At 67.4% G+C, this 24,220-nt stretch carries 26 protein-coding genes, 1 pseudogene and 1 riboswitch; of the genes and pseudogenes, 9 read left to right on the forward strand and 18 right to left on the reverse strand.

Annotation, left to right across the window (positions count from 1 at the left end):
* Nucleotides 1-42: 42 nt before the first annotated feature.
* Nucleotides 43-777, forward strand: coding sequence for a CDP-alcohol phosphatidyltransferase family protein (locus J7I84_RS02205; RefSeq protein WP_214940061.1), 735 nt, complete (start codon nt 43-45; stop codon nt 775-777).
* Between the two features lie 32 nt (nt 778-809).
* Here the strand turns inward: J7I84_RS02205 and crcB are convergent, their stop codons facing one another.
* The 4 genes from crcB to J7I84_RS02225 form a co-directional block, all read right to left on the reverse strand.
* Nucleotides 810-1,187, reverse strand: coding sequence for a fluoride efflux transporter CrcB (gene crcB, locus J7I84_RS02210; RefSeq protein WP_214940064.1), 378 nt, complete (start codon nt 1,185-1,187; stop codon nt 810-812).
* Nucleotides 1,184-1,711: a CrcB family protein gene (locus tag J7I84_RS02215; RefSeq protein ID WP_214940067.1), complete on the reverse strand. Its 528-nt coding sequence runs from the start codon at nt 1,709-1,711 to the stop codon at nt 1,184-1,186. The genes crcB and J7I84_RS02215 overlap by 4 nt, the downstream gene beginning before the upstream one ends.
* Nucleotides 1,711-2,259, reverse strand: coding sequence for a universal stress protein (locus tag J7I84_RS02220; protein WP_311381047.1), 549 nt, complete (start codon nt 2,257-2,259; stop codon nt 1,711-1,713). Before J7I84_RS02220 ends, J7I84_RS02215 begins: the two co-directional genes overlap by 1 nt.
* 70 nt (nt 2,260-2,329) lie before the next feature.
* Nucleotides 2,330-2,416: riboswitch (Fluoride riboswitch) on the reverse strand.
* Nucleotides 2,417-2,471: 55 nt separating this feature from the next.
* A complete protein-coding gene (locus J7I84_RS02225; RefSeq protein ID WP_214940070.1) occupies nt 2,472-3,143 on the reverse strand; it encodes a haloacid dehalogenase type II in 672 nt (223 codons plus the stop codon).
* 63 nt (nt 3,144-3,206) lie between these two features.
* On the opposite strand from J7I84_RS02225, the gene J7I84_RS02230 reads away from it, so the two are divergent.
* Entirely contained in the window at nt 3,207-3,380 is a 174-nt protein-coding gene (locus J7I84_RS02230) for a hypothetical protein (protein WP_214940419.1), read from the forward strand.
* 9 nt (nt 3,381-3,389) lie between these two features.
* Here J7I84_RS02230 and J7I84_RS02235 read toward each other — a convergent pair whose 3' ends face one another.
* The 9 genes and pseudogenes from J7I84_RS02235 to J7I84_RS02275 all read right to left on the reverse strand — a co-directional run bounded on the left by J7I84_RS02235 (nt 3,390) and on the right by J7I84_RS02275 (nt 10,721).
* Nucleotides 3,390-4,367: an alpha/beta fold hydrolase gene (locus J7I84_RS02235; RefSeq protein WP_214940073.1), complete on the reverse strand. Its 978-nt coding sequence runs from the start codon at nt 4,365-4,367 to the stop codon at nt 3,390-3,392.
* A complete protein-coding gene (locus J7I84_RS02240; RefSeq protein ID WP_214940076.1) occupies nt 4,364-4,606 on the reverse strand; it encodes a phosphopantetheine-binding protein in 243 nt (80 codons plus the stop codon). The genes J7I84_RS02235 and J7I84_RS02240 overlap by 4 nt, the downstream gene beginning before the upstream one ends.
* Before the next feature lie 37 nt (nt 4,607-4,643).
* Nucleotides 4,644-6,158, reverse strand: coding sequence for a 2-oxo acid dehydrogenase subunit E2 (locus tag J7I84_RS02245; RefSeq protein WP_214940078.1), 1,515 nt, complete (start codon nt 6,156-6,158; stop codon nt 4,644-4,646).
* Nucleotides 6,151-7,143: an alpha-ketoacid dehydrogenase subunit beta gene (locus J7I84_RS02250; protein WP_214940081.1), complete on the reverse strand. Its 993-nt coding sequence runs from the start codon at nt 7,141-7,143 to the stop codon at nt 6,151-6,153. Before J7I84_RS02250 ends, J7I84_RS02245 begins: the two co-directional genes overlap by 8 nt.
* Entirely contained in the window at nt 7,140-8,201 is a 1,062-nt protein-coding gene (gene pdhA / locus J7I84_RS02255; RefSeq protein ID WP_214940083.1) for a pyruvate dehydrogenase (acetyl-transferring) E1 component subunit alpha, read from the reverse strand. The genes J7I84_RS02250 and pdhA overlap by 4 nt, the downstream gene beginning before the upstream one ends.
* Nucleotides 8,198-8,593 (reverse strand): annotated as a pseudogene (locus J7I84_RS02260) (acetate--CoA ligase); the annotation flags it as partial. The gene pdhA and the pseudogene J7I84_RS02260, both read right to left, overlap by 4 nt.
* A gap of 62 nt (nt 8,594-8,655) precedes the next feature.
* Complete coding sequence (locus J7I84_RS02265; RefSeq protein ID WP_214940086.1) at nt 8,656-9,996, reverse strand: phosphoribosyltransferase; 1,341 nt, start codon at nt 9,994-9,996, stop codon at nt 8,656-8,658.
* 5 nt (nt 9,997-10,001) lie between these two features.
* Nucleotides 10,002-10,349, reverse strand: coding sequence for a CU044_2847 family protein (locus J7I84_RS02270; RefSeq protein WP_214940088.1), 348 nt, complete (start codon nt 10,347-10,349; stop codon nt 10,002-10,004).
* Between the two features lie 15 nt (nt 10,350-10,364).
* Entirely contained in the window at nt 10,365-10,721 is a 357-nt protein-coding gene (locus J7I84_RS02275) for an SPW repeat protein (protein ID WP_214940091.1), read from the reverse strand.
* A gap of 302 nt (nt 10,722-11,023) precedes the next feature.
* On the opposite strand from J7I84_RS02275, the gene J7I84_RS02280 reads away from it, so the two are divergent.
* Nucleotides 11,024-12,241 carry an alkaline phosphatase family protein gene (locus tag J7I84_RS02280; RefSeq protein WP_214940094.1) on the forward strand — a complete coding sequence of 406 codons (1,218 nt, stop codon included), beginning with the start codon at nt 11,024-11,026 and terminating at the stop codon, nt 12,239-12,241.
* Between the two features lie 16 nt (nt 12,242-12,257).
* Nucleotides 12,258-13,889, forward strand: coding sequence for an alkaline phosphatase family protein (locus J7I84_RS02285; protein ID WP_214940097.1), 1,632 nt, complete (start codon nt 12,258-12,260; stop codon nt 13,887-13,889).
* 44 nt (nt 13,890-13,933) lie between these two features.
* Here the strand turns inward: J7I84_RS02285 and J7I84_RS02290 are convergent, their stop codons facing one another.
* From J7I84_RS02290 to J7I84_RS02305, 4 genes are all read right to left on the reverse strand, one after another.
* On the reverse strand, nt 13,934-15,460 hold the full coding sequence (locus J7I84_RS02290) for an FAD-binding oxidoreductase (RefSeq protein WP_214940099.1): 1,527 nt from the start codon (nt 15,458-15,460) through the stop codon (nt 13,934-13,936).
* Nucleotides 15,461-15,591: 131 nt separating this feature from the next.
* Nucleotides 15,592-16,737: a glutamate--cysteine ligase gene (locus tag J7I84_RS02295; RefSeq protein ID WP_214940102.1), complete on the reverse strand. Its 1,146-nt coding sequence runs from the start codon at nt 16,735-16,737 to the stop codon at nt 15,592-15,594.
* Complete coding sequence (locus tag J7I84_RS02300) at nt 16,718-18,217, reverse strand: M20/M25/M40 family metallo-hydrolase (RefSeq protein WP_311381048.1); 1,500 nt, start codon at nt 18,215-18,217, stop codon at nt 16,718-16,720. Before J7I84_RS02300 ends, J7I84_RS02295 begins: the two co-directional genes overlap by 20 nt.
* Complete coding sequence (locus J7I84_RS02305; RefSeq protein ID WP_251045945.1) at nt 18,214-18,567, reverse strand: hypothetical protein; 354 nt, start codon at nt 18,565-18,567, stop codon at nt 18,214-18,216. Before J7I84_RS02305 ends, J7I84_RS02300 begins: the two co-directional genes overlap by 4 nt.
* Before the next feature lie 313 nt (nt 18,568-18,880).
* On the opposite strand from J7I84_RS02305, the gene J7I84_RS02310 reads away from it, so the two are divergent.
* The 3 genes from J7I84_RS02310 to J7I84_RS02320 all read left to right on the forward strand — a co-directional run bounded on the left by J7I84_RS02310 (nt 18,881) and on the right by J7I84_RS02320 (nt 20,727).
* The gene (locus J7I84_RS02310) at nt 18,881-19,138 is read left to right on the forward strand and encodes a hypothetical protein (RefSeq protein ID WP_214940105.1); all 258 of its coding nucleotides are present in this window, start codon (nt 18,881-18,883) and stop codon (nt 19,136-19,138) included.
* 381 nt (nt 19,139-19,519) lie between these two features.
* Complete coding sequence (locus J7I84_RS02315) at nt 19,520-20,242, forward strand: VIT family protein (protein WP_214940108.1); 723 nt, start codon at nt 19,520-19,522, stop codon at nt 20,240-20,242.
* Nucleotides 20,242-20,727, forward strand: a complete 486-nt coding sequence (locus J7I84_RS02320; RefSeq protein WP_311381049.1) for a hypothetical protein — start codon at nt 20,242-20,244, stop codon at nt 20,725-20,727. The genes J7I84_RS02315 and J7I84_RS02320 overlap by 1 nt, the downstream gene beginning before the upstream one ends.
* A gap of 45 nt (nt 20,728-20,772) precedes the next feature.
* Here J7I84_RS02320 and J7I84_RS02325 read toward each other — a convergent pair whose 3' ends face one another.
* Nucleotides 20,773-21,336, reverse strand: coding sequence for a nitrilase-related carbon-nitrogen hydrolase (locus J7I84_RS02325; RefSeq protein WP_251045946.1), 564 nt, complete (start codon nt 21,334-21,336; stop codon nt 20,773-20,775).
* A gap of 198 nt (nt 21,337-21,534) precedes the next feature.
* Here J7I84_RS02325 and coxB point away from each other — a divergent pair, with 198 nt between their 5' ends.
* Both coxB and ctaD read left to right on the forward strand, forming a co-directional pair.
* Nucleotides 21,535-22,392, forward strand: coding sequence for a cytochrome c oxidase subunit II (coxB, locus tag J7I84_RS02330; protein WP_214940398.1), 858 nt, complete (start codon nt 21,535-21,537; stop codon nt 22,390-22,392).
* A 14-nt stretch (nt 22,393-22,406) separates the two neighbouring features.
* Nucleotides 22,407-24,161 (forward strand): cytochrome c oxidase subunit I, encoded by a 1,755-nt coding sequence (gene ctaD, locus J7I84_RS02335; RefSeq protein ID WP_251045947.1) that lies wholly within the window; start codon nt 22,407-22,409, stop codon nt 24,159-24,161.
* Nucleotides 24,162-24,220: the final 59 nt, after the last annotated feature.

The raw sequence follows: 24,220 nt of genomic DNA on the forward strand, positions 1-24,220 counted from the left end.
CCATCACCCCGACCGTTGCTAGCATGCGGAGGGAGGTGGCACATGAGCGGGGATGAGCGGGCGGTGCCGGACGCGTTCGGCACCGTTTCTGTCTATGTGGTGTCTGCGCTCTGGCTCACCTCCCTGTCCCCGTCCGGGCTGGTCCTCCAACTGGCCGGCCTGTCTGCCGGCGCGCTGGTGACCGCGGCCGCCGTCGGGTCCGTCCTGCGGCGGATCCCGCGGTTCTCGACACCGGCAGACCGGGTCACCCTGCTGCGTGCCATCCTGGTGGCCCTTTGCGCGGTGCTGGCGGTTCCGCAACTCTTCACGGGCCTGCGCACGGACCTGTTCCTGCCGCTCCTGGGCGGGGCTGCGTTCCTCCTGGACGGACTGGACGGCGTGGTGGCGCGGCGCACCGGAACGTCATCGGCGGCCGGGGCGCGGTTCGATTCCGCCACGGACGCCGCCCTGGTGCTTGTGCTGTCCGTCGCCGCCGCTCCCGTTGCCGGGCCGTGGACGCTCGGCATCGGGGCCATGTACTACGCCTTCGTGGCCGCCGGGCTTCTCCGGCCGCACCTTCGCGTGGCGCTGCCGCCCAGCGCATCCCGCAGGGCCATCGGGGCCTTCCAGCCGTTCGCACTGCTGGTGGCGCTCCTCCCCGGCGTCCCTCCGGTTGCCGCCGCTTCAGCTCCGGCGTTGGCCCTTGGATTGCTCGCGGTGTCCTTCATGCGCGACGTGGTCCAGCTGGAGCACCTGCACCGTGCCGGGCTCCGGGAAATGTCCGCGCGGGTGGCCTAGGAACCCGGTGGCCTAGGAGCGCGGCGGGGGGCTCACAGCAGCCCCGCGACGGCAAGGCCGCCGGCAGCTGCACCCACCGATGCCGCAGCCGTGCCGAGCGCGTTGAGGAGCGCCAGCCCGGTGCGGCGGGACTGGACCAGGCGGACAGTTTCGAAGCTTGCGGTGCTGAAAGTGGTGTAGCCGCCCAGGAACCCGGTGCCGGCAATGGCCTGCAGCACGGGCGGTGCCGCATGCACGATCACGGCGCCGGCGAGAAGGCCCAGCAGGAACGATCCGGTGACGTTGATGGCGATGGTGCCTAGGGGCAGGGCAGTCCTGATCCTGGAACGCACCAGGCCGTCGACGACGAAGCGGGACGCAGCTCCCAGCCCGCCGGCGAGTCCCAGCAGGATGATGGTCACGGGGCTCACCGGTTTCCCTCCGTCGGCGAGCCGGCCTTCCCCGGCCGGGAGGTGGTCCGGGCATGGTGGGCTGCTGCCAGCCGGATGCCGGCCACGGTTGCCACGGCGCCTGCCACCACGGAGGCTCCGACATAGATGAAGGCGTCTGCGCCGCGGCCGGCGCTGAACAACGTGGTGGCTTCCACGGCCAGGGTGCTGTAGGTGGTGAAGGCGCCCATGAACCCGGTGCCCACCAGCAGCCGGACCACCCGGAGCCGGCCTGCATCAGGGCCCCGGCGGACCAGGGCTTCGAGCAGGGCGCCGAGCATGAAAGCCCCGGCCAGGTTGATCACCAGGGTGGGTAGCGGCCAGCCGCCCGGTGCGGGCAGGATGCTGCCCAGGCCGTACCGGGCCAGGGCACCGAACGTGCCGCCAACAATGACCACCAGGACAAACCCGGGATGCAGGTGGACCGGCCGGTGGACGCGCACCGCCCCCAGCGTTTCCCAGTCTGTTTCGTCGGATGCCTGGGCCTCCGGGAAAGGCCGCTCCATCAGTGGCCCGCCTTCGGCTGGTGCCGGGGGTGTGGGGCCAGCGGGACAACCAGGACGGGCCGGTGCTGGCGGTGGGTGAGATGGACCGCAACGGATCCCACAAGCAGCTCCTCGAACCTGGCCCCGAGCCCGCGTTCCCGGGTGCCCACTACGATGACGGACGCATCAGTGCTTTCCGCCAGCCGTCCCAGCGCCCTGGCCGGATCCCCGGCCAGGGTCACGAAGGACCAGGCGATCCCGGTGCCGCCCAGGGCGTCGCGGAGATGGCCGGCGATGGAGGCAGTGATCTCTTCGATGTCATCGTCGATCCCGTCCGGATCGATGGGGCGGGCTTCCAGCCGGCCGTCAGGCTCTTCAGCCAGATAGGTGGTGACGTCCACGTAGGCGCAGACCAGTTTCACGCCCAGGCTGTGCGCCAGTTCGGCGGCACGGTGGGCTACGGCCAACGGCTGGCCCGGGACCACGCCCATGAGCACCGGGCCGATGATTTTCCGCGGTGCGTACGGAACGCCGCCGGTGGACGCGCTTGCTTTATCGGGCTCAGCCACATGCTCTCCTGTATGGGTGGGGCAGGAAGACTGGGCCGGGTGCGGGCACGGGCCACCTACCTTCGTATCAGCAAAGGCAGGAACCATCAGCCAGGCGGCGGTTCGAAGACAGCGCACCTGCGCAGATCTTCCGGCGGGATCCATCACCGTGAACAGAGACTACAGGTATTCCCGCGGCGTCCGCCACCACGCCTGCAGCCCGGGTCACCAGCCTATGCAGCGAGGGCCGCCGGCAGCTCAGTCAGGGCCGCGATGGCGATGTCCGGGGATTGGAAATAGGAGGGGTACCGGGAGCCGGTCCGGTTGATCCACGCCGTCCGCAGTCCGGCCCTGGCTGCCCCGTGGATGTCCCAGGGGTGCACGGCGACGAGCAGCATCCCGGAAGGATCCGTTCCCGCCGATGCCCCCGCATACTCATACGCGGCCTTGGCCGGCTTCCAGGCAGGCGCGTCCTCCACGGACAGGAGCAGCTCGAATTCGTCCCGGATGCCGCCGGCCACCAGCAGCTTGTCCGCATTGGCGGCCGCACCGTTGGTCAGGGTGACCAGCCGGTGCCCGGCGGCGGCGAGGGCGCGGACGCCGGCAGGGACATCCGGGTGAAGGGGAAGGCTCTTCATGGCGGCCATGACGCGTTCGACGGCGGTGTCCAGGTTTCCGGAGATCCCTTCGGCTCCCAGCAGGGTGCGGAGGGCATCGGCGCCGATGGTGGCGAAGGACTCCTTGTCTCCGCTGGCCGCGAGCGCGAACCCGTCCCGCAGGAGCGTGGCGAACCATAGATTGGCCAGTTCCCGGGGCGCGCCGGACTGCACGAATGCATCCCCGAGCGGGGCCATGTCCGAGAGCGTCTCGTTGACGTCAAAAACGATGACCAGTGGTTCCGCCATGATCTTCCTTTTCGTTCCAGGTCTGCCGCATGCATGCTACCTTGCCGGGCACTACCCGTCCGCTTGGCCCAGGCTGGCGAGGGCCTTGCGCAGGCGAGTGCCGGCGTCGTCCTGGGCCTCGGTACCGCACTGGTCTACCCCACCCTGCTGGCCGCCGTCGGCGACGTTGCGCACCCGGCCTGGCGCGCCCACTCTGTGGGGGTCTACTTAGGGGGCAACGACCACGTGGCGGGATGAACAGGCGGTTCAGCCCGGGGCAACGAACCTGCGGATCTCCTCGGCCATCCGCCTGGACTGCGTCCAGTGCAGGTAGTGATGACCCTCAAGCGGGAGCACCTGGTGCCGGGCAACATTCCTGAGAAGATCCTCGGCCGCGGCCGTCTTGGCAGCCACCCTGCCATCCTTTTCGTCCGCAATGAACGCCAGGACGGGCAGGTCGTCGGGATACCGGGCTCCCCGAAGCGCTGCCGAGTTGTTCGCGATGAGCGCGGTTTCATCGGCCACCGCGGAGTTGCCGAAGTTCCACATCATCATGGTGCGCATTTGCTTCAGCTCTTCGGCCGAATAGGCGTTGCTGTCCGGATCGACTACACCCGGCGCCACCGTGGCCACCGCGCGGACCAACCCGGTGGCGGCCACCACCTTCGCCCAGTTGATCCCTGGCTGCGGCTCCGCCACCGGCTGGTCCCCCGGCTTCGGTATGGTCGCGTCGATGCCCACCACTGCGGAAACCTCCGCCCGGTACCGGTTGGCGTAGTCCAGCAGGTAGAACCCCGCGATGGAGTGGCCGGCCAGGACATATGGCTGCCGGACCCCGAGTTTGGCCAGCACCTCGTGAAGCTCGTTGCTGATGTGCTCATTGGTCCGCGCACTGGCCTCCATGTCGCTGTAGCCATAGCCGAAGCCTTCCACCACAATCACGTCGAAGTCGCCGAGTTCGCGGATCAACGGGGCGAAGTCCAGGCCGGGTGCAGCGGTCCCCAGGCCGCTGAGCAGGATAATCGGCGGCCCCTGGCCGCCATTGTCGGTCCGGACCACGTTCACCGAGCCCCCGGTTATGGCAACGCGCTGCCCATAGGGCGCGGCAGCGGCCTTCTCCTGGGACTCCAGGGCCACGTTGGCCACCGCCGAGACCAGGACCAGGCCCAGGACAACCAGCGCTGCGACGCCAAGGCGGCGGAGCCAGCGTCGGTGACTCCGCCACGGCTTTGCCCCGGGTTTCATCCGTGCCCGGCCAGGTACCTGACCAGCCCGTCCACGGTGCCCACCGCCGGGTAATCGACCTCCGGGATGTCCACGCCCGTAGATTCCGCGATGACTTCCACCAAGCGGAGGAAATCCAGCGAGTCCAATTCCAGGTCCTGCCGCAGCCGTGCGCCGCCTTCCAGGTCGTCAGGCCCGACGTCGGGCGCTACTTTGCCGATCGCCGCCTCCACTGCCCGGCGAGCTTCCTGTTCGTTCACGGCTCCTCCTCGCTCACGTCCAACAGCTCCCCGGGGTTCACAGTTCCCCCGGCTTCTGCAGTAGCTCGTCGATTCGGGCCAGGAAACGGCCCCCGCGGAGCCCGTCGCTCACCCTGTGGTCTGCGGACAGCGTGGCGATGGCGGCGTGCCGGATGCCCAGCATGCCGTTGTGTGCCCACGGCTGCTCCAGGACCTTGCCGAAGCCCACCATGGCCACCTGCGGCGGGTAGATCACGCCGTACACACTTTCGACCCCGAGATCGCCCAGGTTGGTCACCGTGATGGTGGGATCGGCCATCTCGGCGCGCTGCAGCCGCCCCGCCCTGGCGCGGCTCACCAGGTCCCGCAGCTGGTCCATGAGCTCGTCCAACGTCAACGTGTCGGCGTCGTGCAGGGCGGGGGCCACCAGCCCACCATGCCGCAGGGCCACCGCCACTCCCAGGTGCACTGCGCCGCTGGGCTGGAAGGCGCCCCGGGTGAAGAACCCGTTCATGTCCGGTGCTTCCTTGGCCGCGAGCGCCGTTGCCTTCAACAGCAGGGCCGACGGCACCAGCCGGGATGAAACCGGCCGCTGCTGGTTTGCCGCCTGCATCCACGCCGTCGCCGCCGCGAGATCCAGGGTGGTGGAGAGGTAGTAGTGCGGGATCTCCTTCTTGGACCGGGACATTAGCGCGCCCACCGCCTGCCGCAGGCTTTCCGCCTTGCCGCCGGCCGCCGTCTTGACGCGCTGGGGCGCCTCCTCCACGGCTTCGTGCAACGCTTCCGGCGGTGCTTCCGCCGGTTCAGCGTCCGACGCCGGAGCTTCCGACGACGGCGCTTCCGCCGGCTTTGCCGCACCGGGCCCCTTGGCTGATCGTCCCCTGGGCGGGACAGCGGAGAGCACATCATCCTCCGTCACGGCACCGCCGGGACCCGTGCCCGCGATCCCTTGCAGGTTGACGCCAAGCTCTGCGGCCAGCCGCCGGGCCAGCGGTGACGAACGCACCCGCCGGGTTTCGGCGCGCTCCGGCGGCACCTCTGCAACCGCTTCCGGAGCAGGCCCCGCTTTGGTGCCGGAGGCAGCCGCGGCGCGTTCGACGTCGGCCCTGGTCACCTCGCCGCCGGGACCGCTCCCGCTGATGCGTCCGACGTCGACCCCCAGCGTGTGCGCCAGGTGCCGGACCGGCGGGGAGGCTTTTCCGCCCTCGTCCGGGCGCCCCGCAGGGCCGCCCGGGTGAGCGGGCGTTGCCTCTTTGGCTGCCAAAGGTGAGCGGGCGTCGGGGGAAAGGGTGCCAGACGTGAGCGGGGGTGCGGGTTGGGGCGGCGGGAGTTCGGCGGGGGTGGCGGTGATCCGGGCGATGGGGGTGCCCACATCCACGGTGTCGCCGATGTCCACCAGGAATTCGGCCACCACGCCTTCCTGGAACGACTCGATGTCCATGACCGTCTTGTCCGTGTCCACGGCCGCCACGAGATCGCCCTTGTGGACGTAGTCCCCCGGTTTGACCAGCCACTCCACCACCTTGCCGTGTTCCATGTCCGCGCCCAGGGACGGCATCCGGAATTCAGCCACCGGCGCCCACGGCCCTTCGCGCGGCGGCCATGACCCGCTCCACCGACGGCAGCGCCGCCTCCTCCAGGTGCTTGGCGTAGGGGACAGGCACCTCCAGGCTGCACACCCTTTCCACGGGGGCGTCCAGGTCGAAGAAGGCCTGTTCACAGATCCGGGCCGCGATCTCGGCGGAGATGCTGCCGCTGCGCCAGCCCTCGTCCACCACCACCGCCCGGTGCGTCCTGGCCACGCTGTCCACGATGGTGTGCGAATCGAGCGGGCGGAGGGTGCGGAGGTCGATGACGTCGGCGCCGATGCCTTCCCCGGCCAGCTGGTCCGCGGCGTCCAGCACCATGGGAAGGGTACCGCCGTAGGTGATGAGGGTCAGGCGGTCCCCGTCGCCGTCCCCCTGGCGCAGGAGCGCTGCCTTGTCGATGTCCACGGCGCCGGCACCGTCGTCGAGCTCCCCCGCAACGTTGTACAGCGAGCCATGCTCGAAGATCAGCACCGGGTCCGGATCCTGCAGCGCGGTCCACAGCATGCCGCGGGCGTCCCGCAGGGTGGCGGGGGCCAGGATGCGCAGCCCAGGGATGTGCGCGTACCAGCCCTCCAGGCTGTGCGAGTGCTGTGCACCGAGCTGGCGGCCGGCGCCGGTGGTCATCCGGATGACAATGGGCACGTTGAACTGGCCACCGGACATGTGCAGCAGGGTGGCCGCGTTGTTGATGATCTGGTCCAGCGCCAGCAGGCTGAAGTTGACGGTCATGATTTCGACGACGGGCCGCATCCCGCCCAGCGCCGCGCCGATCCCCGCTCCGACGAACCCGGACTCGGAGAGCGGCGTATCGCGGATCCGGTCCGGCCCGAATTCCTCCAGCAGGCCCAGGCTCACGGCGAAGCTGCCGCCGTACCGGCCCACGTCCTCGCCCATGAGGAACACCCGGTCGTCGCGCTGCATGGCGTCGCGGAGGGCCGCGCGCATGGCTTCCCGGTACGTGGTTTTCATCCTGCAGCCCCGCCTTTCCCTGCTGTCGTATCCCACTCGGCCGTCCCGCCGCCGCCCGCGCTGCCGTCGTCCGGCCGGTCGCTGTAGACAAACCGGCTGAGCTCGGACACCGGCTCCGGCGTGCCGTTCTCCGCGAATCCCACGGCGGTGCTGATCTCCGCGTCCACGTCGGCCTGCAGCGCGGCCCACTGCTCCTCCGGCAACTTCCCTGCCGCCTGCATGGCGCCCTGCAGCAGGCTGATGGGGTCCCGTTCCATCCACTGGACCACCTCGGATTTCTCCCGGTACAGCTCCGGATCAAACATGGAGTGGGCGCGGAACCGGTAGGTGCGCAGCTCCAGGAAATGCGGACCGCTGCCGGACCTCACCGCGTCCACGGCGCGCCGGGCGGCTTCCTCAACGGCCAGCACATCCATGCCATCCACCGCCCAGGCGGAGATCTCGTACCCCGCGGCCTTGAGGGCAATATCTGTCTGGGATTCGGAGCGGCCCAGCGCCGTGCCCATGGCGTAAAGGTTGTTTTCGCAGCAGAACAGCACCGGCAGCTGCCACAGCGCGGCCAGGTTCATGCTTTCGTGGAACTCGCCTTCGGCCACCGCGCCTTCGCCGAAGAAGCACGCCGTCACCTGCTGGCGGCCGGCCATCCGGTCCGCGAGTGCCAGGCCGACCGCGAGCGGCAGCCCTCCGGCCACGATCGCGTTTCCGCCGTAGAAGCGGGTTTCGGCGTCGAAGAGGTGCATGGAACCGCCCCGGCCACGGCAGCAGCCCTCGGCACGGCCGTACATTTCCGCGAGGATGGCCCCGGCGGAAACGCCGCGCAGGAGCGCGTGCCCGTGTTCGCGGTAGGTGGCCACCACGGCGTCCTCCGGCGCCAGGGCTTCCATCACCCCGGCGGCCACAGCCTCTTCTCCGATGTAGACGTGCAGGAAGCCGCGGATCTTGGCCTCGCTGTAGAGCTCGATGCATTTTTCCTCGAGCCGGCGCACCCGCAGCATCTGCCGGAGCAGGTGCACGGCATGCTCCGCGTCCGGAACGCCGTGGTTCTTGAGCGTGGTCATGGCTGGTCTTTCGGCGTCATGGCCGGCCCTGCCGGGGATTCGAGCGTTGAGGTGTCCCCTTCGGGCAGCCCCAGCTCGCGGGATTTCAGGAGCCGGCGGAGGATCTTGCCGCTGCGCGTCTTGGGCAGGGTGGTGGTGAAGTCCAGCAGCCGTGGTGCCACGGCCATGAGGCAGCTTTCCACCTCGAAGGGGCCAATCAGGTGGCCGGAGGATTTGATCACGTCGTCGCTGCGGCCAACGAACCAGAAGTAGCCGTCGCCGTCGCGCTTTGCCAGGTCCCCCGTGAGGTACCAGCCGCCGGCGAAGCAGCGCCGGTACCGCTCCTCTTCGTTGAGGTAGCCGCGGAACATGGACGGCCAGCCGGGACGCAGCGCCAGCTCGCTCATGGTGTCGGCCGCACGTTCCGCCCCGCGTTCCTCCCAGCGCCCGGCGCCGGTGTTGCCGGCGGAAGTATTCATTCCCTGGCCTCCGGCGCGGACCGCCCCACCGGCGAGGGCAGGAGGTAGTGCCGGAACCAGTCCGCGGCCAGGGTGGCCGCCATGGCAAGGGTGCCGGGTTCCTCAAAGAGATGGGTGGCTGCGGGGACGATCTCCAGCCGGGTGGGGGCCTGCATGCGCGCCATGGCCTGCCGGTTGAGGGCCAGCACCGTGGTATCGGCGCCGCCAACAATCAGGAGGGTGTGGGCTTTCACGGCCGCGAGCCGGGAACCGGCCAGGTCTGGCCTGCCGCCCCGGGAAACGACGGCGGCAACCTGGGCGCCGGGCTCGGCCGCGGCCCACAATGCAGCGGCCGCGCCGGTGCTCGCCCCGAAGTAGCCGATCCGCCCGGCGGAGCCGTCATGCCGGGCCTCCAGCCAGTGGGTGGCGCAGGAGAGGCGGCGGGCCAACAGGGCGATGTCGAACACGTTGGCCCGGTTGACCTCCTCCTCGGGTGTCAGCAGGTCCAGCAGCAATGTGCCCAGGCCGGCCCCGTGCAGCACCGAGGCGGCGAAGCGGTTGCGGGGGCTGTGCCTGCTGCTGCCGCTGCCGTGCGCGAAAAGGACCGTGCCGTCACACCTGGCCGGCAGGTAGAGGCTGCCGCGCAGCACCACCCTTCCGTCGGGGATTTCGACGTCGTCCTCCAGGCTGCCGTCTCCCCCGTACCCGTCGTGGAGGCGCGGCGGGGACGCAGCGGCGTCCAGCAGCTGCACCACCTCGCCATCTTCGGTGGGCGAGAAGTCGTGGTAGTAGTAGCCCACGGCCTGGAAGTCCTGGGGCGAAAGCAGGCAGACGACGTCGTCCGGTTCCTTGAGCTCCACAATGGCGCGGGCCGGGGCAACAGGAACGGCAAGGATGACTCTTGCTGCGCCGTGTTGCCGGGCCACCTGACAGGCCGCCCTGGCGGTTGAACCGGTGGCCATGCCGTCGTCGACAATGATCACCGTGCGCCCGGTGAGGTCCAGGCGCCGGCGCCCCTGGCGGAACCGCTCCACCCTGCTTTCAAGCAGTGCGCGTTCCCGCCGCTCCACCTGCTGCAGGTCTTCCTGCGAGACCCGTGCCATGGAAATGGTGCGCGGGTCCAGGACACGGACGTTGCCCTCCCCGATGGCTCCCATGGCCACCTCGGGCTGGAACGGAACCCCCAGTTTCCGCACCACGATCACATCCAAGGGAGCTTCGAGGGCCTTGGCGACCTCAAACGCAACAGGGACGCCGCCCCGGGGCAGGCCCAGCACCACGAGTTCCCGGCCGCGCAGGCCGGCCAACCGCTTGCCCAGCCGCCGCCCGGCGTCGGACCTGTCATGAAATGCAACCATCACCGTCACCCGTTATGTGTGGTTTCTTCCCCGGGCAGCACTGCTGCCATAGGGGTCCAGGACATCCGGAGGACGAAGTGGGCGTCGGAACTGCTCTTGGCAATCACCGCCCCTGCGTCCCCTGCGAGCTTCACGCCGAACTCAATCTGGATCTGTTCGGGAATGAGTTCCGCCATGGCCTCCAGTGCTGCGCGGGCGGCCGGGCGGACGCTGGCCAGCGCATCTTCCAGGCGCCTGCCCGTGTCCAGGATCCCCTGCTCGTTGCGCGCGGGATGATCCACGCCGTAGGTGTTGTCCGCAGCCTCAACGAGCACGGTTCCGGATCCCACTTCGTAGCGCAGCACTTCAGTCATGGCGGATTCCTCTTGCTAATGCGAGACGCGGTAGGTGTGGCGGACGTCGGTGCTGGGCTTAATGGCCACTGCTGTTACCACCAGTGCCACTGCCCCTGCGATCCATGACGTCCAGGCTGCGCCCGTCGCGCCCGTGTATGTCCCGAGCCATGGCGAGAGGACCAGTCCTGCGGCGAGGACGGCCTGCACGTATTCCATGGCCGGAGTTCCCGGCATGGCCAGGTTGATGATGCCGCTGACCACCAGGAGCCCGCCGAAGACGAGCATCAGGGTGGTGGACATGCTTTGCTGCCGCGTGAACAGGACCGCCACCGCGGTGAAGAGTCCGGCGGCGACCGCTACATAGTCCTGCCACCGATACCACTTTTTCACTGAACTTTCCTTTCTGTTTGGGCGGACGCCGTGTGCCTTTCCGCCCCGCGGGCCTCAGCTTCCCGCGATTCAAGTCAACGCCTGCCGGTCACCCCCTTCTAGGGCAGAAAGACCTAGGGCCGGGGCGGCAGCAGCCGGGCCACAAGGGGCGTGGGGATTCACCGGCAACTCACAGCAATTGCCCGTATAAAACGCCGATTCCGTGTGCAAGAGTGTCCGCATCGCTGGGGTGCCAATACCTACCGGCCGGACTGCAGGACGGTCCGGCCGGCGGGACACAACTACGAACAAGGAGGCCGGGCATGAAACCTGGTTCAGCTCCCCGAAAGAGGGCGGGTCGGTGGCGGGCCCCGGGCCTGCTCCTGGCGCCGGCCCTTTTGGTATCCGTCTTGGTGGGGTGCCAGCCCGCCACCCCCGCGCCTGCTCCTGCGCAAAGCCCCAAAACGGCACCAGCCCAGAGCCCAACAACCACGGCAGGCGCCACCCCCACAGCGAGCCCGACCACCCCCGACCCGGGCACAACCACCGAGGCCGCGAAACCAAAGGGCAGCCCCGGGCATGTATTCGTCATCAACCTCGAGAACAAGGGCTATGACACGGTGTGGGGTGACAACTCCGCCGACCCGTACCTGTCCGGAACACTCCGGAAGCAGGGCGTGCTGTTGCAGAACTACTACGCCATAGCCCACAACTCGCTGCCCAACTACCTTGCCCAAATCTCTGGACAGCCGCCAAACGACAGCACAAGGCAGGACTGCCGCACCTACACCGAGTTCAAGGCAACCGGCACCGGCCCGGAAGGCACGCTGCAGGGCAACGGTTGCGTCTACCCGGAGGACACCCAAACCGTGGCCGGGCAGCTGGCCGCGCAAGGCAAGACGTGGAAGGGCTACATGGAGGACATGCAGCAGCCCTGTGAGCACCCGGCCGTCGGCGAAGCCGATGACCACGTCAAGGCCACACCGTATGAGATGTACTCCACCCACCACGATCCCTTTGTCTATTTCCGCTCCATCATTTCGTCCCCTGACTGCGCCAAGAATGTGGTCAACTATTCTGCGCTTGCCAACGACCTGAAATCCGTTGGCACCACGCCGAACCTTGCCTACATCACCCCCAACCTCTGCCACGACGGGCATGATGCTTCCTGCGCCGACGGCTCCGGCGGGGGCATGGGGACGGTGGACAACTGGCTCAAGGACCAGGTCCCGGCCATCCTCTCCTCCTCGGCGTACAAACAGGACGGCATGCTGGTGATTACCTTCGACGAGGCCGAGACTGACTCCGTCGGCCCCTCTGAGGGAGACGCTGGCAGCCCCGCCGGCGGTGCCGCCGGGGGCAGGGTGGGAGCGCTGGTCCTCTCCCCGTTCAGCACCGCAGGGACCTCATCGGACCAGGCATACAACCACTACAGCCTGCTGGCCACCGTCGAGGACCTTTTCCACCTCCCCCGGCTGGGACTGGCCGGCGACCCCGGCGTGAAGACCTTCGGTAAAGACGTCCTGCAGCAGGCGTCCTGACGTGAAGCTTCCACGGATGAGGTTCTTGCGGACGGGACGACGGCGGGCCGTCCTGGCGGGTGCAGCAGCTCTCGCTTTGGTGATCCTCGCCGTCGCCATTCCCCCAGCCATCCGGACGGGAACGCCGTCCGGGCCCGAAACCGGTATCTCCAAAATCAAGCACGTGGTGATCATCACCCAGGAAAACAGGTCCTTCGACAGCTACTTCGGCACCTACCCGGGCGCCGACGGGATCCCCATGAAGGACGGCAAACCCACCGCCTGCCTCCCGGATCCTGCCAAGGGCGGCTGCGTGGCGCCTTTCTACAGCACCGCGGACGTCAATGCCGGCGGCCCGCACAGCCCCGACGACGCCAGTGCCGACATCAACAGCGGGGCGATGGACGGGTTCGTGGCCCAGGCGGAAAAAGGCGTTGCCCACTGTGAGCCCACTGCCACTGACTGCAAGTACAAGTCGAAGGCCACCGATGTAATGGGCTACCACGACCGGGCCCAGCTGCCCACCTACTGGGACTACGCTGACAACTTCGTGCTGCAGGACCACATGTTTGCTTCCGCCGCAGCCGGAAGCCTGCAGGCCCACCTCTACATGGTCTCGGAATGGTCCGCCAAGTGCACCAAGGCCGGGGACCCGTCGTCGTGCGTCAACTCACTGCAAGGCATCGACCCGGAGCCGGAAAAGTCGGACTTCGACAAGAGCCTCATCGGCACATGCCAAGAGAACGCTGATCCGCAGCCTTGCCGGGACGCCCTCCAGGCCGCGGGCATCAGCCCTGACTTGGCCGGCCAGACTGAGCAGATCACTTCTGCCGCCTGCAAGTCCACCGATTCCTTCACCGGCTGCAAGGCCGCCGTCAACGCTGCGGACATCCCCGATGCGCTGAAGGAAAAACTGGCCGAAGCAGCCAAAAACCTCGGCCGGCCGGACTATGCCTGGACCGACCTGACCTATCTGCTCCACAAACACTCCGTACCGTGGGCCTACTACGTGTTCAGCGGCACCGAACCGGACTGCCGCAACGATGCCGCCACGTGCAAGCCTGTCAAGCAGGACGCCGAAACACCGGGCCGCTGGAACCCGCTGCCGTACTTCGACACCGTCACCGAAGACGGCGAGCAGGGCAACATCAAACCGCTGAGCGGCTTTTACGACGACGCCCGGCAGGGCAGGCTTCCCGCCGTCACCTGGGTGGCCCCCACCGACGACGTCAGCGAACATCCCCCGGCGAAGATCACGACAGGCCAGCAGTATGTGGCCGGACTAGTGAATGCCATCATGAGCGGGCCCGACTGGGACAGCACCGCCATCTTCCTCAACTGGGACGACTGGGGCGGGTTCTACGACCACATCCAGCCACCGGTGGTGGACAACAACGGCTACGGCCTGCGCGTCCCTGGCCTGGTCATCAGCCCCTACGCCAAGAAGGGATACATCGACCACCAGGTCCTCAGCCAGGACGCCTACTTCAAGTTCATCGAGGACGACTTCCTTGGCGGTGAGCGGATCAACCCCGCCACCGACGGACGCCCGGACAACCGTCCCGGCGTCCGCGAGGACAACCCTCTTCTTGGTGACGTGGCCAGCGCCTTCGACTTTACTCAGGCACCGCGGCCGCCCCTCATCATCCCCAACGCCACCACATACTGACGCCTCGTCCCTTAGCACGGCAGCGTTGGCCTTCGGAGGCCCTGCTAGGTCGCCGCCCCCTCTGCTGGATTTGCCCTGGGTGGCATGGCGTCCCGTTGCTGCGCCTGCTCCGGCACCGCTTCTGTCTCCGGCACTGCTTCGGTCAGCAGTACGGCCCGCTGTCCTGCTGGGGCAGCAGCGGCCGCGGCGCCGGCGTGGGCGGGCTTGATGTTCTGGTTGACGTGGAAGAAGTTGTCGGGATCGTACTTGGCCTTGAGCTCAGCAAGCCGCGCGTAGTTCGACCCGAGGGTGTCCTCAATCCTTGACTGGTCATCGGCGTCCTGGAAGTTAAGGTAACCGCCGGGCTCCGAAAACTCGTGGAGTGCGGCCCAGTACTCCCGGACCCAGGCGATGTTCCTGTCGTTCTCGGACGCCTCGGGCCATTGGGCCGCTATGACCGGCGCAAAGTCCACATCACGGTAGGCGAAGGCGGTGGCCCCGGGCGCAACGCGGTGAACGGCACCGTTGATCGGATAGAAGTGGTTGGCGGAGTGCACGCTGGGAATGCCCGGAGCGTAGGCGACGGCGGTGCGGAGCGCCTCATCGCTGAGCGTGCGAAGGAAATCGGCCTTCCAGTAGCCCTGCAGCCCAGGGATGCCGCTGAGCCCGTCGAACATGATGTTCAGTGCCGGGTACGGCATCGGTGCAAAGAAGCTTCCCAGCACCGGACCGGCGTCCAGCATGGCTTGCCAATGGGCGGGCCCGGCGTCAAGATCGCCCGTCCACATGCCCGCGATCACAACCACAGGTTTTCCGTGCCATTCCTCCGGAAGGAAGGGAACCGGAGGACCTTGATGGAACCCCAGGAAAGCGCCCATTTCTTCGGGTTCGGCGGCAAGCCACTCGCGGTAGGCCGCACCGACTTGGGCTCCGATCGCGGCATCGAAGAACATGATCCCCACATGGACCGTGTCCAAGGGGTGCAGGCGGAATTCCATCGATGTGACCACACCGAAGTTGCCGCTCCCACCGCGGAGAGCCCAGAAGAGGTCCACGTTTTCCGCTTCGCTGGCGGTGACAAAGGTGCCGTCGGCGAGGACAACATCTGCAGAGACGAGGTTGTCGCACGCCAGCCCGTACTTACGGCACAGATAGCCAATACCGCCGCCGAGGGTGAGGCCCGCGACGCCCGTGGAGCCGATAATACCGCCGGTGCTTGCCAACTCAAACGCGTGCGTGGCGAAGTTGAAGTCTGCCCACGTGGCGCCTGGCTCCACCCGGGCCAACCTTGCCGCAGGGTCCACGCGCACTCCGCGGCGCGCCGAGAAATCAAGGACCAGGCCGCCGTCCACGGTTCCGAATCCTGGTGCGCTGTGCCCGCCGCCGCGCACGGCAACCTCAATCCCCAGTCCACGGGCGAACCGAACGGCCGCCAGAACGTCCGCCACCTGGGATACCCGGAGGACTGCTGCGGGACGACGGTTGATCATCCCGTTGTATACGAGCCGCGCGGTCTCGTACTCGGGGTCGTCCTCTTCGATAACCTGCCCGCGGACCTGTTCGCGGAGCACGTCGAAACGATCGCTACCCATCACAACTCCATTTATTCTGTGTCGAAGACCAGGGGGCAGCCGGCTCCATACAGGGCCCAGCGGGGGCCAGCATGATGATTCCTTCGGTATACGCCCAGGCCTGAAGGGGGTCAAGAGCGCCGGAAATACGCTTAGGGAGTGGCGAGCGTGCAGTCCGCCGCGTCCTCCACTACCCGTTCCAGGTCCCCGGTCCGGTGCAGCACCTCCATCTGCCGCGCCGCGCCGGTGCCGTCGGCCAGCAGCCTGTCCATCAGGTGCTCCACCCGGTGCAGGTCTCCCATGTCCTCCAGCGCCTCGCGGACGTGGTGCAACAACGAATTGACGACGGCGAGCGCGGGCGCCGGGCGGTGCGTTTGGGGATCCAGCAGCTCACCCCGAAGGCCCCAGCGGCTTGCTTTCCAGCCTGCCAGCCGAATCAGGGCCGACGGGACGGACACGGGTTCGATCCCCTCCCGCCATTCCCTGGCGGCGGTTTCCACCAGCCCGCGGGCAATTCCCGCCAGCAGCACGGTGTTCTCCGGGCGCAGGCAGACGTCAGCCACACGGATCTCCACTGTGGGATAGTGCCGGGAGAGGCGGGCATCGAAGTAGATCATGCCCTCGTCCATGGCCACGCCGGTGCTCACCATGTCATGCACCAGCTGGTGGTAGGAGTCCGGCGTGCCCAGGAGTTCCAGCGGCCCGGCGGACGGCCAGCGGTTCCACACCTGGGAACGGTAGCTGGCGTAGCCGCTGTCCTCACCGTGCCAGAACGGGGAGTTGGCGCTCAGCGCGACCAGCACCGGCAGCCAGTTGCGCATCCGGTCCAGTACGGCCACGGCTTCCTCCGGTGACTCCACCGAGACATGGATGTGGCAGCCGCAGGTGAGCTGTTCCCTGGCGGTGAGCCCGTACTCCTCCATCATCGCCCGGAACCTCCGGAGCTGGACGGGATGGGGATCGGCAGGAAGCGGGGAGGTTCCCAGCGCGGCCACGCGGACGCCCACGTCCTCGGCGGCCTGCCGGGCGATGGCCCGTCCGGCCACGATGTCCTGCTCGAGTTTTGCCAGGGTGGCGTGCGGCGGACTGACCACCTCGATCATTTCCTGCTGGAACTCTGCTGTCAGGACAGGCCCGGACGCGGCCTCCAGCGGACGGACGTAAAGGTCCAGGAGCGCGCCTGCCAGCGGTACGGCTTCCCCGGTCCCGGGATCCACCAGCAGTAGTTCCTCTTCGATGCCGAACGTCCGCCTGCCTGCGCCCGCGCCGCCGGTGCCGTCATTGCCGTAGGTGTCCATCGTCGTCGTCCCCTATCCCCTGCATCGTTGCAAGTTCCTTCCAGAAGCAGGCCAGCGTGACCGCCCCGTTCATCAGGACGTCAAGGCTGGCGCTCTCGTCGCTGTCGTGCCAGTGGTCTTCCAGCAGCCCGGTGCCGAAGAACAGCACGGGCGCGGCCAGGGTGCGGCCGAGCAGTTCGGCCGGGCCGCCGCCGGCGTTGCCCATCCGGCCGGTCCGCTCCGCACCGAAACCCAGCGCCATGGCCCTTTCCAGCGCTGCCACAGCGGGGTGGTCCGGGGTGCGGTACGGCTCCTGCGCCGTTTTCAGGTCGGGGATCAGGCTGAAGCCGTAGGCGTCACCGATGTTGGCGGCCACCCACTCCTGCAGCTGCCCGGCAATCTTCTCCAGCCGCTGGCCGGGAACTGTGCGAAAGCTGAGGTCTGCCGAGGCAACGGCCGGGACGGCGGCGCGTGACACGCCCAGCGGGTCGCCGGCGATGATGGAGGTGACCTCGACGGCGGGCCGCAGCCACAGCCGCTCCAGCACCGTGTACCCCTTCTCGCCGGTGATGGCGCCGGTTTCGGACCGAGCCAGCCAGTCCTCCTCAGTGAAGGGCAAATCTTTGAAGGCGTTCCGGAGGTCGGCGGAGAGGGGCTCCATGTCGTCGTAAAAACCCGGGACGGCCACCCTGCCGTCCGGGTCGTGCATGAGCCCCAGCAGCCGGCCCAGCTCGAAGGCGGGGTTGGGCGCGTTCCCGGACACTGCACCGCTGTGCACGTCCCGCTCCGGCCCGTACACCTCCAGGTGGGCGCTCAACATCCCCCGCAGGCTCACGCAGACAGCGGGGTGCCGGGCGTTCCAAAGGAGGGTGTCGGAGAAGACGACCAGGTCCGCGGCGAACAGGTCCGCATGGTCCGCCAGCAGCTTGGCCAGGTTCGGGGAGCCGCCTTCCTCTTCGCCTTCGACGAGGAACTTCAGATTGATTTGCGGCGCAGTGCCATCCTGTGAAGCCGTTCTGCTCCCACCAAGGTGGGCGCGGACGGCTTCGAGGTGCGCCATGACCTGGCCCTTGGCATCCGAGCTGCCCCTGCCGTACAGCCTGCCCTCGCGGAGCACCGGTTCGAATGGTGGGGTCACTGCCCAGTTTTCCGGGCGGACGGCGCGGACGTCGTGGTGGCTGTAGACCAGCACGGTGGGCGCGCCAGGGGCCTGGCACCACTCCGCGTACACGGCGTGGGACTCGCCCGTGGGCAGCACCTCCACGACCGGGAAGCCCACTTCCCGGAATTCGGCGGCCAGCCAGTTTGCAGACCGGAGCAGGTCCTGGGCGTGTTCAGGGGCACCCAGGACTCCCGGTACGCGGACCCACTCAGCCAGCCGCCGCTCCAGCTCCACCTCCCTGGAACGGACAAAGGCACGCAGGTCCGGGGCGCCGTCGTGCCTGTCCCTGCCGCCGGCGCCCTTGGTGTTCTGCACGTCCCTGCCCGTCCCGCCGGTCACTTGCGGGGCTGTGCCGGGTTGGTGGGATCGCCGTGGGACGGCGGGTTGACCGGCGGGCCCGTCACCTCAGACGCCTGTGGGGTCTCCGGGCTGCCCTGGATCTCCGGAGTGGGCGGCACCTGGGTGCCGCTGGGCTCCGCGCCGTTCTGCAGGTCCTGCAGGCGCCGCTCCAGGATCTGAAGGATGGGCAGCCGGTTTCCGTGTGCCTTCTCATAGGTGAGCAACTGGGCAACGCCCGCTTCGTCCAGCCCGGTGATGCGCGTGGGAAGCGTCCCCACGGGCAGGTGGTCATAATCCGGCAGCGGCAGTTCCTTGTGCTGGGGCGAATCGTTCATCCCGTTGTTCTCCATTTCTCTTGGTTACCCATCCGGAGCACGCCTGAGTCGGACATTCCCCGGCAACCTCCGCACCGGTGCGTTCCGGTCCGGAGGCCGCCGTCCAAAGGAGACAACATGATAAGCAGCCTTAGTAATTTCTGGGAAGGGGTTGCCCGACGGGTTCCCCATGCTGCCTCCGCTGTACTTGCGCCATACCCACGCGTAGATTGGAAACTGTGACGGGCATCATGGTCCGTCCTCCCCGGGATCTTCTGCGCAGGGCCGGTAAGAGCAGCTGCTGTAGTCCACCGGCGGCAAATGTCTGCAGAAGCGGAAGAGACACCCAATGGCGTCCTCGCATTTCCAGCAATTTCTTGACGAAGCAACCACTTCCGAACCCTCCAACGATTTCCCCCTTGGTCCCGACTGCCTCTACGGCCTCTACGTCAGCTGGGCAGCGCTCCACGGGCTGACCCCAAAACCGGACCAGGCATTCCGAGCCGGGATGCTGCGCTGCGGCGTCGACGTCCGGAACTCCAGTCTCCGCATGACCGGCCCCGCCGCCACCGACTACATCCTCAGCAGCTACCCGGCCGTCGCCTGATGGCCGGGTATTCCGGAAGCCGGCGGCGTTCGGCTCCCGATGTCCTTGTATACGGCGGGCAGTACATTCACTGCGGGGAGCCAATGACGGCAAATGGAGCCGAGATGCGCAGCATCCACGGCACGTATGGCAGCCTTCCGGAAACCCTAGGCGTTTACCTGGCCACCAGGGGTGCTGCGCTGCGGGTGCGGGTTCCAGATCGAAATACCGGACCAGGACACCCCGGGCGCGGACTGAGCGTGCCTCGCCGGGTGTCCGCCGCCTGACCCACGGCGGTTATCCGCCGCCTGACCCACGGCGGTTATCCGCCGCCTGACCCACGGCGGTTAGGGGATGCAAACCTACGTAGCACAGGGTTCCGCATGGTGATTTACTGCCACCATGTCCGAAACCCTCAAGCTCAGCCGCAACGAACCCCATGACAGCAGCGTGGCCGCACGCCTGAATTGGCTGCGGGCCGGTGTCCTTGGCGCCAACGACGGCATCGTCTCCGTCGCGGCAACAGTGGTGGGTGTCGCAGGGGTGACCAACGACCTTGCGCCCATCCTGGTGGCAGGCACCGCCGCGGTGGTGGGCGGTGCGGTGTCCATGGCCCTGGGTGAGTACGTTTCGGTGAGCAGCCAGAGCGACAGCCAGCGGGCGCTGATCGAAAAGGAACGCCAGGAGCTCCGGGATGATCCCGAAGGCGAGCTGGAGGAACTGGCGCACATCTACCAAACCAAGGGGCTCAGTGAGGCCACCGCCAGGACCGTTGCAGAAGAGTTGACGGCAAAGGATGCACTGAAGGCCCACCTGTCCGCCGAACTTAACATTGACGAAGAAGAGGTGGTCAGCCCCTGGCACGCCGCCATCGCCTCAGCCATCGCCTTCACCGTCGGCGCCATACTGCCCATGCTGGCCATCATCTTCCCGCCAGAGGAAGCCCGCATTCCGGTCACGTTCGTCGCGGTCATCCTGGCGCTCGCCATCACCGGCACCGTCAGCGCCAAGATCGGCGGAAGCTCCAAGCGCAAGGCGACCCTCCGGCTGGTGGTGGGCGGGGCGCTGGCCATGGCCTTCACCTTCGCAGTGGGAAGCCTGCTGGGCACCACCGGGATCGCCTGATGGAGATCGCCGGCCTTCCCGCCCACATTCTGCTGATCCACGGCGTCGTGGTCCTGGCGCCGCTGGCAGGGCTGTCCGCCGTGGTTTTCGCGCTGGTCCGGCGCACCAGGCGTTACCTTGCCTGGCCACTGGGGATCCTGGCGCTGCTGCTGGTCCCGCTGTCCGTCCTCACGGCGGAGGCAGGGGAACAGCTGGAGAAGGCAAAGCGGGCCTCGAAACTCATCGAGGAGCATGCACATCAAGGAAGCTTCCTCCGGTACGTCACGGTGTTGTTCCTGATCGTGGTGGCCGTGCAGATCGCCGCCGCCTTCCCATCAATCCTGACCCGCCGGCCGGCCTTCCGCGGCCTGCGCGGACTCCTGGAATCCCGCTGGCTCGTTCCGGCCACGTCGGTACTGGGCGTCCTGGCGGGACTGTTCCTGGTGTACCAAAGCATCGTGACTGGCCACTCCGGAGCAGCATCGGTGTGGGCCGCTAGCCAGTAGCCAGCAGCCGCCCGGTTTTGCACATTTTCCGTCCGGACTGGTGCCTCAGCGCGTGACGTCGGGTGAAGGTACGACGGCGTAGCGGCGGTTTTCGAGGACGGGCACCTGCGCGCGCACCCGGGCCAGCCGTCCGCGGCTGAGGCGGGCCACGATCAGGCCCGGTTCCTCTCCCGCGTTGGCTACCACCACCCCCGCCGGATCAACGGCCATCGAGAAGCCTGTGGCGAGCGGACCGGTCTGGTTGGCCGCGAGGAGATGGACCTTCCGGTAGCAGCCCAGGACGTCCCCGCGCCTGTCCAGTGCCACGAGGGTGTTGTACGGCAAGCCCGCATCCGTCCTCTCGTACGTGCCCACCAGCACCGCTATGGCGTGCTCCTTCGCGAATGCTGCAATGTTGCGGATGAACGGGCCGTCCAGGTCCTCTGCCACGGCCGCGATGGCGCCGGCCGCTTCGCTGGTGCCGTACAGGCTTGACTCAGGGAGGACCACCAGCTGTGCCCCCGCGGCCGCGGCCGCCGCTATGAGGCGGCGTGCCGCCGTCGTATTTTCTCCTGGGTCCGAGCCCGCGCTGAACTGGCCCGCCGCGATGATCATTTCTGCTGCAACCATGGCTGTCCTTTTCCGGGTCCGGGAGCGGCGCACCGGTGTTTTCCGGCCGCCGCAAAACCTCTTCCCATCAGCATCCTCCCCGCGTAGGGTGGGGCACACAACTGCTGGCTCCCGGGCCGGTGGCGGCTCATACAGTCGGGCTTCGGGAGCATGCCGGAGGGACCACACGTGAGTAAAAAACCGTTGCGTAACCACACCATGCGGCGCTTCGTGGCGCTGGCAGCAGGGGTTCTTGCCCTGCCCGCGCTGACCTCCTGTTCCGACCTGGTGTCCCGGGGCTTCCTTCCGGGAGCCCGTGACACCACCAACAACACGGAGTTGATCACGGACCTTTGGGTCAACTCGTGGATCGCTGCACTGGTGGTTGGCATCATCACCTGGGGGCTGATGATCTGGGTGATCGTGGCGTACCGGCGCCGGAAGAACACCGTGGGGTTTCCGCCGCAACTGAGCTACAACCTCCCCCTTGAGGTCTTCTACCTGGCCATCCCGCTGATCGTCATCGGCGTCCTGTTCGTCTTCACGGACCGGGAACAGCGGGCCATCGATGAGCGCTACCCCAACCCGGACGTGGTGATCGACGTTTTCGGCAAGCAATGGTCCTGGGATTTCAACTACGTCAAGGAACAGGTCCACGAGGACGCCGGCCAGCAGGCCCACCTTACCGGCGCCCCTGGCGCCGCGGACCGGCTGCCCACGCTCTACCTGCCCGTGGGGAAGAAGGTGGAACTGCACCTCCAGTCCCGCGACGTGCAGCATTCCTTCTGGGTGGTGGACTTCCTGCAGAAGCGCGACCTGTACCCGGGCCACGAACAGTACAACCCCTACATCAACATCACGCCCAACCGCACCGGCGAATACATGGGCAAGTGTGCCGAACTCTGCGGCGAATACCACTCCGAGATGCTCTTCAAGGTCCGGGTGGTGACCCAGCAGGAGTACGACAGCCACATCGCGGACCTGAAAGCCAAGGGCAACACCGGCAGCCTGGGCGCGGACTTTGACAGGCAGCCGGAGTCAGCCCCATCCCCGCAGGCCCTGGAACCAGCACAGTAAAGGACGGCACTGTCATGACCACCACAGGCCAAAGAATGGGCGGAGCCGCGGGCACCGCGGCACCGGCAGTGGTCCGGCGCCCTAAAGGGACCATTGTGGTCAGCTGGATCACCTCCACTGACCACAAGACCATCGGGTACATGTACCTGATCTCGTCCTTCGTGTTCTTCTGCGCGGGCGGTGTGATGGCGCTGCTGATCCGTGCCGAGCTGTTTGAGCCCGGCATGCAGATCCTGCAGACCAAAGAGCAGTACAACCAGCTGTTCACCATGCACGGCACCATCATGCTGCTGATGTTCGCCACCCCGCTGTTCGCCGGGTTCGCCAACGTGATCATGCCGCTGCAGATCGGCGCCCCGGACGTGGCCTTCCCGCGCTTGAACGCGCTGGCGTTCTGGTTCTTCCTGTTCGGTTCCACCATCGCCGTATCCGGGTTCATTACCCCGCAGGGCGCTGCCTCGTTCGGCTGGTTCGCGTACGCGCCGCTGAACAATACGACCTTCACCCCGGGCATCGGTGGCGACCTGTGGGTCTTTGGCCTGGCGCTGTCCGGCTTCGGCACCATCCTGGGCTCGGTCAACTTCATCACCACCATCATTTGCATGCGCGCCCCGGGGCTCACCATGTGGCGGATGCCCATCTTCACCTGGAACACCCTGGTCACTGCGATCCTGGTGCTCATGGCCTTCCCGCCCCTGGCCGCGGCCCTGTTCGCCCTTGGCGCGGACCGCAAGTTCGGCGCCCACATCTTCGACCCCGCTAACGGTGGTGCCATCCTTTGGCAGCACCTGTTCTGGTTCTTCGGCCACCCCGAGGTGTACATCATCGCGCTGCCGTTCTTCGGCATCGTCTCGGAGATCTTCCCGGTGTTCAGCCGCAAGCCCCTGTTCGGCTACAAGGGCATCGTGTACGCCACCATCGCCATTGCGGCCCTGTCGGTGACGGTGTGGGCCCACCACATGTACGTCACGGGAGCGGTGTTCCTTCCGTTCTTCGCGTTCATGACCATGCTCATCGCGGTGCCTACCGGCGTGAAGTTCTTCAACTGGATCGGCACCATGTGGGGCGGGTCGCTGACGTTCGAGACGCCCATGCTGTGGAGCATGGGATTCCTGGCCACGTTCCTCTTTGGCGGCCTGACGGGCATCATCCTGGCCTCGCCCCCCATGGACTTCCACGTGTCGGACTCGTACTTCGTGGTGGCGCATTTCCACTACGTGGTGTTCGGTACCGTGGTGTTCGCCATGTTCGCCGGGTTCTACTTCTGGTGGCCCAAGTTCACCGGCACCATGCTCAACGAGCGGCTGGGCAAGATCCACTTCTGGATGCTGTTCCTGGGGTTCCATGCCACGTTCCTGATCCAGCACTGGCTGGGTGTCCTGGGCATGCCGCGCCGCTACGCGGACTACATGCCGGAGGACAACTTCACCTTCATGAACCAGTTCTCCACCATCGGGTCCTACCTGCTGGGCGCGTCCCTCATCCCGTTCTTCTGGAACGTCTACATCACCTGGCGGGCCGGGAAGAAGGTCACCGTTGACGATCCCTGGGGCTTCGGCGCTTCGCTGGAGTGGGCCACGTCCTGCCCGCCGCCGCGCCACAACTTCACCTCTCTTCCACGGATCCGTTCCGAGCGCCCCGCACTGGACCTGCACCATCCCGAGTTGAGCATCCGGCTCCATCCGTCGGGGGATGCACCTGGGGAAAGCGTCCTGGGGGCGGCGGACATCGGCGAGCAAGACCTCCATGACCCCAACCCGAACAAGTAGCGGAGCCGCTTTTCGACCCGCACCGCACTTTTCGAGGCGCAAAACCGCCGGCGCTACCC

This window comes from Arthrobacter sp. ISL-85, from assembly GCF_018613675.1.
In the GTDB taxonomy this organism is placed as follows: Bacteria; Actinomycetota; Actinomycetes; order Actinomycetales; family Micrococcaceae; genus Arthrobacter.